General features: G+C 65.3%; 14 protein-coding genes. 10 read left to right on the forward strand and 4 right to left on the reverse strand.

All coding sequences use genetic code 11. From position 1 onward, the window contains the following. Positions 1-9: 9 nt before the first annotated feature. A complete protein-coding gene (locus ABLE86_RS16075) occupies positions 10-1,593 on the reverse strand; it encodes an amidohydrolase (protein ID WP_348779976.1) in 1,584 nt (527 codons plus the stop codon). A 183-nt stretch (positions 1,594-1,776) separates the two neighbouring features. On the opposite strand from ABLE86_RS16075, the gene ABLE86_RS16080 reads away from it, so the two are divergent. The 5 genes from ABLE86_RS16080 (at position 1,777) to ABLE86_RS16100 (ending at position 6,765) form a co-directional block, all read left to right on the forward strand. Next, on the forward strand, positions 1,777-2,700 hold the full coding sequence (locus ABLE86_RS16080; RefSeq protein WP_348779977.1) for a LysR substrate-binding domain-containing protein: 924 nt from the start codon (positions 1,777-1,779) through the stop codon (positions 2,698-2,700). Between the two features lie 162 nt (positions 2,701-2,862). Next, positions 2,863-3,888: an ABC transporter ATP-binding protein gene (locus tag ABLE86_RS16085; RefSeq protein ID WP_348780176.1), complete on the forward strand. Its 1,026-nt coding sequence runs from the start codon at positions 2,863-2,865 to the stop codon at positions 3,886-3,888. A 29-nt stretch (positions 3,889-3,917) separates the two neighbouring features. After that, positions 3,918-5,027: an ABC transporter substrate-binding protein gene (locus ABLE86_RS16090; protein ID WP_348779978.1), complete on the forward strand. Its 1,110-nt coding sequence runs from the start codon at positions 3,918-3,920 to the stop codon at positions 5,025-5,027. 72 nt (positions 5,028-5,099) lie between these two features. Then, a complete protein-coding gene (locus ABLE86_RS16095) occupies positions 5,100-5,927 on the forward strand; it encodes an ABC transporter permease (protein ID WP_348779979.1) in 828 nt (275 codons plus the stop codon). Between the two features lie 4 nt (positions 5,928-5,931). Further along, positions 5,932-6,765, forward strand: coding sequence for an ABC transporter permease (locus tag ABLE86_RS16100; RefSeq protein ID WP_348779980.1), 834 nt, complete (start codon positions 5,932-5,934; stop codon positions 6,763-6,765). Positions 6,766-6,917: 152 nt separating this feature from the next. Here ABLE86_RS16100 and ABLE86_RS16105 read toward each other — a convergent pair whose 3' ends face one another. Beyond that, complete coding sequence (locus ABLE86_RS16105; protein WP_348779981.1) at positions 6,918-8,288, reverse strand: aspartate aminotransferase family protein; 1,371 nt, start codon at positions 8,286-8,288, stop codon at positions 6,918-6,920. A 205-nt stretch (positions 8,289-8,493) separates the two neighbouring features. Here ABLE86_RS16105 and ABLE86_RS16110 point away from each other — a divergent pair, with 205 nt between their 5' ends. Both ABLE86_RS16110 and ABLE86_RS16115 read left to right on the forward strand, forming a co-directional pair. Further along, positions 8,494-9,180, forward strand: a complete 687-nt coding sequence (locus ABLE86_RS16110) for a GntR family transcriptional regulator (RefSeq protein ID WP_348779982.1) — start codon at positions 8,494-8,496, stop codon at positions 9,178-9,180. 1 nt (position 9,181) lies between these two features. Further along, positions 9,182-10,300 (forward strand): NAD(P)/FAD-dependent oxidoreductase, encoded by a 1,119-nt coding sequence (locus ABLE86_RS16115; RefSeq protein ID WP_348779983.1) that lies wholly within the window; start codon positions 9,182-9,184, stop codon positions 10,298-10,300. Between the two features lie 63 nt (positions 10,301-10,363). Here the strand turns inward: ABLE86_RS16115 and ABLE86_RS16120 are convergent, their stop codons facing one another. Further along, on the reverse strand, positions 10,364-11,170 hold the full coding sequence (locus ABLE86_RS16120; protein ID WP_348779984.1) for an SDR family NAD(P)-dependent oxidoreductase: 807 nt from the start codon (positions 11,168-11,170) through the stop codon (positions 10,364-10,366). A gap of 11 nt (positions 11,171-11,181) precedes the next feature. Next, positions 11,182-12,024: an NAD(P)-dependent oxidoreductase gene (locus tag ABLE86_RS16125; protein ID WP_348779985.1), complete on the reverse strand. Its 843-nt coding sequence runs from the start codon at positions 12,022-12,024 to the stop codon at positions 11,182-11,184. 289 nt (positions 12,025-12,313) lie between these two features. Between ABLE86_RS16125 and ABLE86_RS16130 the strand changes: the two genes are divergently transcribed. From ABLE86_RS16130 to ABLE86_RS16140, 3 genes are all read left to right on the forward strand, one after another. Next, the gene (locus ABLE86_RS16130; protein WP_348779986.1) at positions 12,314-12,958 is read left to right on the forward strand and encodes an isochorismatase family cysteine hydrolase; all 645 of its coding nucleotides are present in this window, start codon (positions 12,314-12,316) and stop codon (positions 12,956-12,958) included. Positions 12,959-13,031: 73 nt separating this feature from the next. Beyond that, entirely contained in the window at positions 13,032-13,565 is a 534-nt protein-coding gene (locus tag ABLE86_RS16135) for a MarR family winged helix-turn-helix transcriptional regulator (protein WP_348779987.1), read from the forward strand. A 62-nt stretch (positions 13,566-13,627) separates the two neighbouring features. Next, positions 13,628-14,830, forward strand: coding sequence for an amidohydrolase family protein (locus tag ABLE86_RS16140; protein ID WP_348779988.1), 1,203 nt, complete (start codon positions 13,628-13,630; stop codon positions 14,828-14,830). Positions 14,831-14,855 lie beyond the last annotated feature (25 nt).

The raw sequence follows: 14,855 nt of genomic DNA on the forward strand, positions 1-14,855 counted from the left end.
ACGCCGGCCTCAGTAGCCGGCGCTCGGAATCCACCATTCGCGGCCGCGCACAGTGGTGACATATTCGGGCCAGCGCAAGCCGATCGGCGCCTCGTAGTCGGCGAGCGGCGGGATCCAGTTGGTGCCGCCGACGCCGCCGCCGGTGCGCTCCTCGAACTCCTTGCGGGCAGCCGCACGCAGCTCGGCGTTCTGCATCAGCTCGAGCATCGAATGGGCGATGGTCTTAGAAGCGCACACCACCATCGGGTCGATGGTCTCGGGAATGCCGCCCAGCGCGTTCATCACCCAGTCCGGATAGGCAAAGCCGGCCGGGCCGGTGAGCATCGGGCGGGCGATGTAGAGGCGCGCGGTGGGCGCGTGCCAGCACATGTCGGTGTAGTCGTCCGAGGTGTAGTTGATCTGCGACGGCGGCAGATCCTGGCGCAGGATGCGCTCGGCCTCCTGCGGCTCGATCAGCTTTTCGCAGTCCGGCAGGAAGGGCTCGGCCATCGGCTCGAGCCCGACATTGGCCTGGATCTCGCGGGCGATCTCCTTGGCGCGCTCGCCCCACTTCGGCGCGCCGACGGCGGCGAGCTTGCCATAGACCAGCTCGGCCATGACGTGGTTGGCAAGGCCGGGGCGCGACTTCGACACCCAGATCTTTTCGACACGGCAGTGAGCAAGCTTGGCGGCGGCTTCGGCGTTGCGGTCGAGGATCAGCGTCGCCTGCTCGGCCATCTCAACGGTCGGCACGCGGATGATGTACTGGATTTCGGCCAGACGCGCCGGCAGGTTGTCGGCCGTGGCCTGACCGGCCGTCAGGATCGCCTCGCTGATCGACCAGCCGCCCATATGCGGCAGCATGGAATCGCGCAGCGCCTTGGAGGCGTTGTACATGTAGAACAGCGCATCGTTGGCGCCCGGCGCGCGCACGGCGCTGTGCGCCTGCGGGATCGGCAGGCCGTCGGCGCGCTTCAGCCAGGTCTCCGGCTCGTCACAGACGAAGCGATAGACCATCGCGTAAGCCGCGCCGCAATGCGTGTCCCAGTTCACCGTGTTGCACAGCGGCAGCATGTAGCAGGGGTGGAAGCTGATCATGGCGTCGAGGCCGTCATAATAGCCCTTGGCCGCGTGGATCGGCTTGGAGCCGCGCACCTTCTCGGCCGGCTCGCCAAAGAACTTCAGCGTGCCTGGAATGTTGTTCGCCTGCATGGCCGCCTTGGTGGCGAGCAGGCCGCCAAAGGCGCTCATGCCGAGCGCGGAATGCGGGTCGGTGTGGCCGCCGGCATGTTCGTTCAAGCCTGCGCGCGGTTCCTTGACGGTGCTGGCCGCCTGGCAGTTGCCCGGCACGGCGTCATATTCGGCGTAAGATGCGATGACCGGGCCGCCCTCGCCGTTCGTCCACGATGCCGCGAAGGCCGTGGGCATGCCGCCGGAGCCTTCCTCGACCTCAAAGCCTTCGGCGCGCAGGCGCTGGACGTACCAGGCAGCGGACTCGTATTCGCGCCAGGCGGTTTCGCCCTTGTGCCAGATTTCGCTGGTCCACTTGGATAGCTCGGCCGCGTTTTCGTCGACCCAGCGCGTGGCGGTTTCCTCGGCAATATTCCTGGTCATCGGCTGCTCGTCATTTTTTCGCGCGGTTTGCACGCTTAGCCGGCGAAGGCGCCGGCACGATTGATCCTCCGGAGACGGGCGCGGCCCACCTCACTGCAAATCATCGTATGGGGTGAATGGGATTTTCAGAAAGTGATATATATTGTCGCCTGAGTTGAGAGAATTTCATCAGAGGGACACCACATGACCTGGCCGGCCAGAAACCTGCCTTCCATGAGCGCGCTGAGGGCCTTCGATGCGGTGGCCCGCCACGGCAGCCTGTGGCAGGCCGCGCAGGAGCTGCACCGCACGCCGAGCGCCATCAGCCACCAGTTGCGCTTCCTGGAACGCGAGCTGGGCCTCGAGCTCACCGAGCGCGACGGCAAGGGCATCGAGCTGACGCCGTTCGGGCGCCGCTATGCGCAGGAGGTGCGCACCGCGCTGGGCATGATCGCGCAGGCCGCCGAGATCGCCGACGACGTGCAGTTGCACGGAAGGCTGACGATTTCCTGCACGCCGGGCTTCGCCACCTTCTGGCTGTGCAACCATTTGAGCGAGTTCCACAGCCTCTATCCGCTGGTGCGCATGAAGCTGGTGACGCCGCGCCGCCTGGACGATGTGAGCGACCCCGATTCGGACGTGTTCATCGCCTTCGGTTCCGGCAGCTGGCCGAACCATTGGTCGGAACTATTGGCGCAGGTGGAGTTCACGCCAATCTGCAGCCCGGCCCTGCTCAATGCCAACAGCATTCACACGCCAGAGGACCTGACCCGGCTGACGCTGCTGCACCTGACGGATTTCCACGACTGGTCGCTATGGTTCAGCGCCTACGGCCTGCCGATGCCGGAGCCGGAAAACAGCATCGTCTTTTCCGACATCTATCTGGCCCAGGCGGCGGCCATTGCCGGCCAGGGCGTGGCGATGGGCGACGACATCGTCTGCGGCAAGGCGCTGACCGACGGCGACCTGGTGAGACCATTCGACAGCACCATCAAATCGCCGGAGTCCTACTTTCTGGTCTGCGAGCGCCACAAGCTCGAACAGCCCATCGTAAACGCCTTCTGCACCTGGCTGAAAGCGAGCCTGGCAGAGAGCCGCCAACTGCTTCGCCCAAGGAACCATGAATAATCTTCACCTGAACTGCGTAAATTATTCCATTGTGGTGAATTCGGTTTTCACCCTATCGTTTTCGGAAAATAGATAGGGGGAGTGGGTTTGGCCCCGCAACGACATCGCGCCTCTCAGCTCAACGCAATCGGCCTCAGCAAGTCCTTCGGTAATTTCGAAGCCTTGCGCAGCCTAGACTTGACCATCGACGCAGGCGAATTCCTGACGCTGCTCGGCCCTTCGGGCTCGGGCAAGACGACGTTTCTCATGGCGCTCGCCGGTTTTCTGAAGCCGACGCGAGGCCGCCTGGAGGAAGACGGCGTCGACATCACCGGCCGGCCCGCCGACAAGCGCAACTTCGGCATGGTCTTCCAGGGCTATGCGCTGTTTCCGCATCTTTCGGTGGTCGAGAACGTGGCCTTCCCGCTCAAGGTGCGCAAGGTGCCGACCGCCGACATCAAGCGCCGCGTGGGCGAGATGATCGAGCGCGTCGGCCTTTCGGCCCATGCCCACAAGAAACCCGGGCAGCTTTCCGGCGGCCAGCAGCAGCGCGTGGCGCTGGCGCGGGCGCTGGTGTTCGAGCCGGGCGTGCTGCTTCTCGACGAGCCGTTCTCGGCGCTGGACAAGAACCTGCGCGAAGGCCTGCAGGCCGAGATGAAGCGCGTGCACCGCGAGACCGGCACCACCTTCGTCTTCGTCACCCACGACCAGGGCGAGGCGCTGGCGCTGTCCGACCGCATCGCCATCTTCGATCACGGCCGGCTCATGCAGGCGGCCGAGCCGCGCTCAATCTACATGCAGCCCTCCAGCCGCTTCGTGGCGGAGTTCCTCGGCCGCATCAACCTCTTGCCGCTTGCCGGTTGCCGCGCCGTCGACGGCCGCGCGACCGGGCGGCTTGGCGAAGCCACGCTTTCGGCCCCGGCCGCGGCCGATGCCGCCGGCGCGAACGACGCGCTGCTGGCCGTGCGGCCCGAACATCTGCGCATCGGAACCGCCGGCGCGGACGACAACAGCCTGACCGGCGTGATTGCCGACAAGACCTATAACGGCGCCGACATGACGCTGCAGATCGCGCTACCCACCGGCCAGCACCTGCAGCTGTCGGTGCCCGACCGTTCCGCCGCCGCGGAGCTGGCGCTCGGGGAGGAGGCCACGGTGAGCTGGCCGATCGAGAGCGGCTTCATCCTGCGCGACGACAAGAATATCTGAACCGTTCTTTGGGAGTGAAAACGAAAATCATGTCTGATCATTTCAAGCGCGACTGCTTTGAAATCCTCACCCGCCGCGCCGCGGCCGGCGAGATCGACCGCCGCAGCTTCGTGAAGGCCGCCGCGGTGCTGCTGAGCGTGCCGCTGGCCATGCGCAGCAAGATGGCCTTTGCCGCCGACCAGCTGGTGATGGCCAACTGGGGCGGCGACGCACTCGAGATCTTTGCCCGCGCCTTCGGCGACGGCTTCACCAAGGAAACCGGCATTCCGGTTCGCATCGACGGCAGCGGCCCGACGGAAGGCGCCATCAAGGCGCAGATCACCAGCAAGAAGGTGATCTGGGACGTTGTCGACGCCGACGCCAACCTGAGCATCGACTTCGGCAAGCAGGGCGCGCTGGAAGCGATCGACTACAACGTCGTCGACCGCGCCAAGCTGCGCAAGGGCTTCGACTTCGAATACGGCACGCCGGGCTACTTCTTCTCCTACGTGCTCGCCTATGACGCCTCCAAGTTCGGCGACGCGGCCCCGACCTCGCCGGCCGATTTCTGGGACGTCGAGAAGTTCCCGGGCAAGCGCACCATGTACAAGTGGATGAACGGCATGCTCGAGGCGGCGCTGCTGGCCGACGGCGTGAAGCCGGAAGAGCTCTACCCGCTCGACATCGACCGCGCGCTGGCCAAGATCGAGGCGCTCAAGCCGCACATCATCTCGTTCTGGGGCTCGGGCGCCGAAAGCCAGCAGCTGCTGCTCGAAGGCGAAGCCTCGATGGGCTACATCTGGAACACCCGCGCCATGCTGCTGGAAAAGGACACCGGCGGCCAGATCAAGTGGGGCTTCGACGGCGGCTTCGTCAATTCGAGCACCTGGATCGTCATCAAGGGCAACCCGGCCGGCAAGGACAACGCGATGAAGTTCATCGCCGAGGCCCAGAAGCCGGAAAACCAGCTCATCCTGTTCGAGCAGATGGGCAACGGCCCGGCCAACCCCGAGACCGACGCGCTGATCGCCGACGACAAGAAGGCGCTGAACTGCGCCTCGGCCGAAGCGCTTGCCAAGCAGGTCGCGCTCAACGCCGAATGGTACGCCGACAACTATTCCGCGGCCCTGGAAAAGTTCCTGGCCCTGGTTTCGAAGTAAGAACCAATCAGCAAGGAGGAGCGGCAAGCGCCGCTCCTCCAAAAATCCAAAAGCGTCAGGAGAGCCTTGGTCATGTCCCGATCCTGGATGCGTTACGCCGTCCTGCTGGCTCCCCTGCCGCTTTTTCTGGTCGCTGCCTATGTGCTGCCGTTCCTGATGGTGGCGAAGTGGAGCGTGACCGACCCGGAGCCGGGCTTCGGCCAATATATCCGCATCTTCACCGACCCGACCGTGCAGGCGGTGCTCATCCGCACGCTGCGCATCTGCGTGATCGTGACCGCCGTTTCGGTGACGCTGGCCTACGCCATCGCCTATAACTGGGTGTTTGGCCCGCCCCGGCGGCAACGGCTGATCGAATATTGCGTGCTGATCCCGTTCTGGATCTCGGTGCTGATCCGCGCCTTCGGCTGGCTCATCCTGCTGCGCAACAACGGCATCATCAACGAAAGCCTGATGAGCGTCGGCCTGATCAAGGAGCCGCTGGCGCTGGTGCGCAACGAGCTCGGCAGCATCATCGGCATGACGCATTTCCTCATTCCGTTCGCTGTCTTCCCGCTGGCCTCGGCGCTGCGGCAGGTCGATCCGCGCGTTCTGCAGGCGGCAAGCGGCCTGGGTGCCGGGCGCATGCGCATCTTCTGGAAGGTGACGCTGCCGATGACCATGCCCGGCGTGCTGGGTGCGGCGATCATCGTGTTCGTGTTCGCGCTCGGCTTCTTCATCACACCGGCGATCCTGTCTGGCGGCCGCAGCGTGATGGTGGCGGAATTCATCTATCTGCAACTGTTCCAGACCGTGAACTGGGGCCTGGCGGCGGCAATCAGCGTGATCCTGCTGGCGATCGTGGCAGCGCTGGGCGCGCTGCTGCACAAGGTCTCGCGCATAGACAAACTGGTGGGGTAAGGCGATGAGCGCAAACGCAAACGGTACCGACAAGCCGGGCTGGGTCAGCGCAGCCATCGTCTATCTGACGATCATCTTCCTGCTGATGCCGCTGCTGGCCATCGTGCCGGTGTCCTTCACCGGGGCGCGCTATCTTTCCATGCCGAAGGGCAACTGGTCGCTGCGCCACTACGAGGCGCTGCTGACCAACCCGGTGTGGCTGGACAGCATCAAGCTCAGCCTCGGCATAGCCGTGGCGAGCGCGGCGATCTCCACCGTTCTGGCTGTCCTGTTCGGGCTCGGCCTCTGGTATAAGCGCAACCGCTTCACCATGGCGCTGGCCGCGCTGGTGTTCCTGCCCATGGTCATGCCGCCGGTGGTCTCGGCCATCATTCTCTACTTCTTCGAGACCAACCTGATCGACATCGCGCCCTGGATCGGCTTCGACAGCATCGGCGGCGTTATCCTCGCCCATGTCATCGTGGCGACCCCCTTTGCGCTGGTCACCTTCATGGTTTCGCTGAGCCAGATCGACAAGCGCATCGACATGGCCGCACGCGGCCTTGGCGCCTCGCTGTGGCAGTCGATCTTCCTGGTGGTGCTGCCCAACGCCAGGTTCGGCATCATCTCGGCGGCGTTCTTCGCCTTCATCCTGTCGTGGGAAGAGATCTCGGTGACGCTGTTCATCACCAGCTTCAACGTGGTGACCCTGCCGCGCCAGATGTGGAACGGCATGCGCGACAATGTCGACCCGGCGATCGCGGCGATTTCGGTGATCCTGATCTCGCTGACCGTGCTGGGCATCCTCGGCCGCGACCTGTGGCGCTGGCAGCGTTCGCGCCGCCAGGCGCTGGCCTGACCGCGCCTTTCGCCTGAGCGCCCGTAGAGACTGCTATTCAGAACCGATTGGCCATGCAGGGCCGCAGCCAACCGCACAGCTTTCCAATCGCTCAAAAAGAAAGAACCCGGCAAGAATTCCTTCTTGCCGGGTTCTTCATTGGAGCCTTTGGATCAGGCCTTGACCTGCGCCAGCGCCGCGTCGAGCGACGTGCGGAGCGCGACGATGATGTCGTCGACCTGCGCCTTGGTGATGATGAGCGGCGGGCAGAAGGCAATCGAGTCGCCCATGGCGCGGGAGATCACGCCGTTCTGCTGCAGCTGACCGTTGACCAGCGCGCCGAGCGCACCGACCTGGCCCCACGGCGCCTTGGTCGCCTTGTCGGCCACCGTCTCGATCGCCGCGATGAGACCGACGCCGCGCACTTCGCCGACCAGCTCGTGCGAAGCCAGTTCGCGCAGGCGCTGCTGCATGTAGGCACCGACCTCGCGGGCGTTGTCGACCAGGTCGCGCTCCTCGATGAGGCGGATGTTCTCCAGCGCCACTGCAGCCGCGACCGGATGGCCGCCGGCGGTGAAGCCGTGGCCGAAGGTGCCGATGCGGTTGCTTTCGTCGGCGATCGGCTCGAACACGCGATCGTTGATCATCAGCGCCGAGATCGGCAGGTAGGACGAGGACAGCTGCTTCGACATGACGATGATGTCGGGCCGCATGCCCATGGTCTGCGAGCCGAACATCTCGCCGGTGCGGCCGAAGCCGCAGATGACCTCGTCGGCCACCAGCAGGATGTCATACTTGGCCAGAACCGCCTGGATCTTTTCCCAATAGCCGGCCGGCGGCACGACGACGCCGCCCGCGCCCATCACCGGCTCGCCGATGAAGGCGGCGACGGTTTCCGGACCCTCGGCCAGGATCAGCTTCTCGAGATCGTCGGCAAGCCGCGTCGTGAACTGGTCCTCGCTCTCGCCCGGCAGAGCCTCGCGCCAGTAGTGCGGGCAGGAGGTGTGCAGGACGTTGGCGATCGGCAGGTCGAAGGAGAGCTGGTTGTTCGGCAGGCCGGTGAGGCTGGCCGAAGCGATGGTGACGCCGTGATAGCCGCGCTTGCGGCTGATGATCTTCTTCCGCTGCGGCTGGCCGAGCGCATTGGAGCGATACCAGATCATCTTCATGGCCGTGTCGTTGGCCTCGGACCCGGAGTTGGTGAAGAAGGCCTTGCTCATCGGCACGGGCGCCATCATCACCAGCTTCTCGGCCAAGTCGATGACGACCGAATGCGACTTGTGGGTGAAGTTGTGATAGAAGGGCAGCTGCTTCATCTGCCGCGTTGCGGCCTCGACCAGCCGGGGCTCCGAGAAGCCGACAGCCACGCTCCACAAGCCGGCCATCGCCTCGATGTAGCGCTTGCCGGTGTTGTCCTCGACATAGATGCCGTCGCCCTTCTCGATGATGAGCGGGCCGACTTCCTGGTGCCGACGCATATTGGTGTAGGCGTGGAGGTGATAGCGGATATCACGTGCTTCGGGGGAATTGGGTTGGGCGTCCATACTGGTTTCCTGTGTTTCAGCACCGCGACTGCGCGGCATTCTTGGCCTTGCACTGGAGGGTCCTGCTCCGCCGGCGAGCAGCGGCGGAGAATCACCCTTGCAAATTCCAAAAATTTGCTGTGTGATGCATCATGTATTTCGGAAATTATGTTGTCAATGCGGCACTTTATCGATACGCGGCCGGTTGTGTGGGATGCCGTGAACGATGAGCGGAAACTTCAACTTCCAGACCCTTGAACACGAGAATCTGGGCGAGAGCGTCTATGCCCGCATGTCGGAGGCGCTGATGAAGGGGCGCTTCGCCCCCGATGCCCGCCTGACCATACGGGACATAGCCCAGTCACTCGGCACCAGCGTGACCCCGGTGCGCGACGCGATCCTGCGGCTGATCCAGGACGAGGCGCTGGTGCAGAAATCGGCGCGCGAAGTGCGCGTGCCCCTCCTGACCATGGAGCGCTACAAGGAAATCCGGCAGATCAGGATCAAGCTGGAGGGGCTGGCCGCGCGCGAAAGCGCCCTCAAGGCCGGCCCGCAGGACATCGCCCGGCTGCGCTATCTGATCGAGCGCAACGAACGTGCCATCGCCGCGAAGGACTGGAGCCGCGCCCTCGAGCTCAACCAGGTCTTCCATTTCGCGCTGGCCGAAATCGCCGACATGGTGGTGCTGCGCGGCATACTCAACCGGCTATGGCTGCAGATGGGACCGCTGATCGCCGAAGCCTACCAGGCCGGCGGGCGCATCATGATCGACCATCATTACCACGTGCTCGAGGCCATCATCGCCAAGGACCCGGACGCGGCCGAGCGCGCCATCGTCGAGGACATTGGCGACGCGGGAAAGATGATCATCGAGCAGGTGATCATGCGTCGGCAGAACGGGGCTGCGGACTGAGATGGAACAGGTCGACTGCATCATCGCGGGTGCCGGTGTCATCGGACTGGCCATCGCCCGCGAGGTCTCCAGGCTCGGCTTGGAGACGATCGTCATCGAGGCAGAGGAGGCCATCGGCACGCAGACCAGTTCGCGCAATTCCGAGGTGATCCATGCCGGGCTCTATTATCAGCCCGGGTCGCTGAAGGCGAAGTTTTGCGTGGAGGGCCGCGAGAAACTCTACCGCTTCGCGCAAGAGCGCAACGTGCCCCACCGCCGCTGCGGCAAGCTGATCGTGGCGACCCACGCCAACCAGGAGGCGACGCTTGCCGCCATTGTCGACAGGGCGCGTGCCTGCGGCGTCGACGATCTGGTGCGGCTGTCGGCCGCCGAGGCGAAGGCGCTGGAGCCGTCGCTGCGCTGCACCGCGGCGCTGCTGTCGCCCTCGACCGGCATCATTGACAGCCACGGGCTGATGCTGGCCCTGCTGGGCGAGGCCGAGGAGCACGGCTGTTTCCTCTCGCTCAACACCCGCGTCGTCTCGGGGCGGCTGGAAGCCGGTCGCGTCGTGCTGCAGACGCGCGACAGCGCCGGCGGCGAATTCGAGATTGCGGCAAAGCGCTTCATCAACGCCGCCGGACTTTCGGCCAACGCCATCGCCCGCTCGCTGGAGGGTTTTGACGGCCGCTTCGCGCCGCCGCTGCGCTACGCCAAGGGCAACTATTTTTCGGTGACGGGCCGGCCGGCATTTTCGCGCCTGATCTACCCGGTGCCGGAGCCAGGCGGCCTCGGCGTGCACCTGACGCTCGACCTCAACGGCTCGGCCCGTTTTGGTCCGGATGTCGAATGGGTGGAGGGGCTGGACTACAGGGTCGACCCGCGCCGCGCCGACCATTTTTACGGCGAGATAAGAAAATACTGGCCCGACCTGGCCGACGGCAGCCTGAGCCCGACCTATAGCGGCATTCGCCCGAAACTGTCCGGCCCCGGAGAGCCGAACGCGGATTTCGTGATCCAGGGGCCGGAGGCGCATGGGGCGGCAGGCGTCATCAACCTGTTCGGCATCGAAAGCCCCGGCCTGACCTCGAGCCTGGCGATCGCCGGGCATGTGGCGCGGCTGGCCAAGGACGCGCGCCCCTAAGAGTCCTCAAGGCGCATCCCCCGGGACGGCGTTGCGCCGCCCGGAGGGCATTGATCGTTTCGACTAGCGCTGGCGCGGATAGGCTTCCGCCTCGGGAGCGTTGGCCCAGCTCTGCAGCGTCTGACCGCCGTCGATCAGCCAGTCGACGCCGGTGATGTGCCGGGCCTCGTCAGAGGCAAGGAATGCCACCGCGGCCGCGACATCCTCCGGCTGACCGATGCGGCGCAGCGGAATGCGGTTGGCAAAGCGCTGGATGCCGGCCTGATAGGCCTGGCGATCCGCCGCCGGCACGCCGAGCGTCGTCTCGATCACGCCGGGACAGATCGCATTGACGCGGATGCCATAGGGCGCGGCGTCGAGGGCTGCCACGCGCGTCAGGCCGACGACGCCATGCTTGGTCGAGGCATAGCCGGCGCCGCCGGAAAGCACGTCCCAGCCCGCCATCGAGGAACCCATATTGACGATGGAACCCTCGATCCTGGCATCGATCATGGCGTTGAGCGAAGCCTTCATGACCAGGAAGACGCTGCGCAGGTTGATGCGCACGATGGCGTCCCAGTCTTCCACGGCAAGCTGGTGCACCGGCGCTACTTGCCCGGAAATGCCGGCATTGTTGAACATGACATCGAGGCGGCCGAAGGTGGAGACAACCTTGTCGATCGCGCGCTTGACCTCGGCCTCGTCGGAAACATCTGCGGCAACGGCCAGCGTGCGCTCGCCCAGTTCGGCGGCGAATGCGTCGGCCTTGGCGCCGTCGCGATCGACAACTGCCACCCGCGCCCCCTCTTCGAGAAAGCGGCGCACGGCCGCGCCGCCGATGGCGCCTGCGCCGCCGGTGACGACGACGACCTTGTTTTCAAAGCGATTCATGTTCGTCTCCTTCAGGAATTCTTGTACGAGCGCCAGGAATGGCGCGGCTCGAAGCCGAGCGTTTCGCGCGCATGGGCGATGTCGAACACCGAGCCATGGCCGGGGATCGCCTGGGCAAATGGCACGCCCGAAAATGCGCGCTCGGCCAGCACCGCGGTTTCTTCTTCGGAGTAACTGTCGGCGGCGCTGAGGAAGGTGCGCAGATGCCCCTCGCCCTCCCAGGAAAGCGCCTTGAGGAAGGCATCGGCGGCATCGCGAGCGTCGAGATAGCTCCACAGGTCGCGGGCGGAATCGGCCAGCGCGCGGCGCGGCCCCACTTCGTTGAAGAAGGTCTCGGGTGTCTGGATCCAGGGCATGCGCAGGCTGACCGCCGAGAAGGCGCCGCGGCGCACGGCCGCTTCCACCACCTCCTCGCCCAGCCATTTAGACAGGCCATACGCATCCTGCGCGCCGATGGGATGGTTCTGGTCGATTGGCAGGTAGTGCGGGGCGCGGAAATTTTCGCCAAAGGGATAGCCAAGCACGCTGAAGGAGGAGGCATAGACGAAGCGCGAGGCGCCGGCCTTCACCGCGGCCTCCACCACATTATAGGCGGCAGCGAGATTGGTGCGGAACACTTCGGCCGGGGCGCGCCCGGTCGGTCGGGGGATGGCGGCGATGTGCACCACCGCCTCGCAAGCGCCGATGAGCTGCATCGTGGCGCCGAGGTCGGTGAGGTCTGCCGTGACATGCTGCCAGCCGCCCTTGCTGGGCGGGGCCATGTCGATGCCCAGCACCTCGTGCCCGGCTCCCACCAGCGCCCCGGCGACGTGCCGGCCCAGCAGGCCGCTCGATCCTGTTACGACGATTTTCATATCGGCTCCTTCTATGCGGCGCGACGAACCCGGAACTTGCCGCCGCAACGACCTGCGGCGATCCCTTGAGTCGGCTTCCGTGCACAATATCATTGATGGTCATACAATTCGAAGAGCATAATCCCCCATCTTGTCAATGGAGCGCTGCATGCCCAAATCGCGCTTGGCGGCTAAAGTTGGTGACACGGTCGCTCTTTGCGGCCCGGTTCCACGCTGCGGGATTGACTTCGCCACCGGCAGGGTTTTTGTATGTACACAAACAATTGGCACATGCTGAAGGGTTTCTACCATGACCACGGATAGCTTTTCGTCGCACCGCCATGACGGCAGCATAAGTCTCGACCCGGCCCGCGCCGCCGTGATCGTGGTGGACATGGTAAACGATTTCTGCAAGCCGGGCGGCGCAATGGTGCTGCCGGGCTACGAGACGCTGGTGGCGCCGCAGCTCAGCGTGATCGAGGCCGCCCGCAAGGCCGGCGCCCCGGTGATCTGGGTTCACGACGCGCATCGCCCCAACATGCGCCGCGACCGCGAATGGCTGAAGCGCACCCCGCACTGCGTTGAAGGCACCTGGGGCGTCGAGATCATCGACGACCTCGGCGCGCGCGACGACGAGATCCACATCATCAAGCGGCGCTACTCGGCCTTCTTCCAGACCGACCTCGACATGACGCTGAAGGACATGCTGGTCGACCAGATCATCGTCTTCGGCGTGGTCACCAATATCTGCGTGCGCTCCACCGTCCATGACGCCTTCTTCAACGGCTACGAAGTGGTGGTGCCGAGCGACTGCTGCGCAGCCACCGGCCCGCGCGAGCAGGAAAGCAGCCTTTACGACATCGCCACGCATTTCGGCGTGGTCAGCGACGCGGCGACTGTGGCGGGGGCGTTGCAATCCGGCGTGGTCCTGCGCAACCTCGACACCGTCGGCTGAATACCGGCCAGGAGAGGGAGCGCCGTCCGGCCAGGAGCGGCCTGGCCTGCGAAAACACGAGAAGGGATCGAAAGTGACGACAGACAGCGAAGTCCAGGACGACAGCGCCAAAGCCGCGCGCAAGAAGCCTGCGCGCGCGGTCAAGCCCATCAGCCGGGTGGAAGCCGTCGAACTCTACGGCAAGTCCGGCTACGATCTCGACGCACATCCGGCGCATGCCATCCGTCGCGCACACCAGCGCGCCACGCTCTGCTTCCAGCAGGTGATGGCCGGCGAGGAACTTTCGCCCACCCAGTTCGCCGCGCTGGCGACGATCCTGCGCTATGGCGAGGTCTCGCAGAACCATCTCGGTCGGCTCACCGCGATGGACCCCTCCACCATCAGCATCGTGGTGCGCAAGCTGATGAAGCATGGGCTCATCAAGCGCAGCCCTTCCGAGACCGACCAGCGCCTGATCATGATCACGCTGACGGATGCGGGCACGCACTACACGCTCGAACGCCTCGACCGCAGCCTGGAGGTCGGACGCAAGCTGCTCTCGCCGCTGTCGCCGGAAGAGCAGAAGACCCTTCTCGACCTGCTACACCGGATCGGCAGCGAGGACTGAGCCAGCCCGGCGGGGGCCTTGACCGGGCACCAATCCGCAAGACTTGAAAAAGGAAATTTTGAATGTCGGTTGAACCGAATGGGCCTGCCGCCGGCGGCGACAAACTCGTCATCCGCAATATCGGCCTGCTGCTGAGCGGCGATCTCGCCAACCCGATCCTCGACGCCGACACCATCGTCTGCACCGGTGAGCGCATCAGTGCCGTCGGCAAGGCCGCCGATCTCGACCTCGACGGCGCCAGGACGATCATCGACGCGCAGGGCTGCGTCGTCACGCCCGGCCTCATCGACAACCACGTGCATCCCGTGGCCGGCGACTGGACGCCGCGCCAGAACCAGATGGGCTGGCTCGATTCCACGCTGCATGGCGGCGTGACCACCGTGATCTCGGCTGGCGAGGCGCATTATCCCGGCCGTCCGCGCGACCTGGTGGGCATCAAGGCGCTGGCGATTGCCGCGCAGCGCAGCTTCGCCAATTTCCGCCCCAGCGGCATGAAGATCATCGCCGGCGCGCCGGTGCTCGAACCCGGCATGACGGAAGACTATTTCCGCGAACTCGCGGAAGCCGGCGTGACGCTGATCGGCGAGGTTGGCCTGGGCGGCGTCAAGGACGGCCCGACCGGCCGGCAGATGATCGCCTGGGCGCGCAAATACGGCATGACGTCGATGACCCACACCGGCGGCCCGTCGATCCCCGGTTCGGGCCGCATCGGCGCCGACGTGGTGCTGGAAGTGGACGCCGACGTGATCGCCCACGTCAATGGCGGCCCGACCGCCCTGCCCGACGATGAAATCATCCGCGTCTGCGAGGAAAGCACGCGCGCGCTGGAAATCGTCCACAACGGCAATTTGCGCACCGGCCTGATGGTGCTGAAGATAGCCCAGGAGCGCGGCGAGCTCGCCCGCGTGATCCTCGGCACCGACGGCCCTGCCGGCTCGGGCGTGCAGCCGCTCGGCATCCTGCGCACCATCACCATGCTGGCCTCGCTGGGCGGTGTTGCGCCGGAAGTCGCGTTCTGCTTCGCCTCCGGCAACATCGCCCGCGTGCGCAAGCTGGACGATCGCGGCATCGTCGCGCCCGGCCGCGCGGCCGATCTCGTCTTCATGGACCAGGCCATGGGCGGCGCCGGCAAGGACTTCCTCGACAGCATCACCATGGGCAACCTGCCCGGCATCGGCATGATCATGGTGGACGGCGTGGTTCGCACGGCGCGCAGCCGCAACACGCCTCCGGCAGCCCGCGTTCCTGAGACAGTCGCGGCCTGAGGGCCGCAACAAGTTTCCGCCGCGA

The sequence above is a fragment of the Mesorhizobium sp. KR2-14 genome, assembly GCF_040049255.1.
Classification (GTDB): Bacteria; Pseudomonadota; Alphaproteobacteria; order Rhizobiales; family Rhizobiaceae; genus Pseudaminobacter.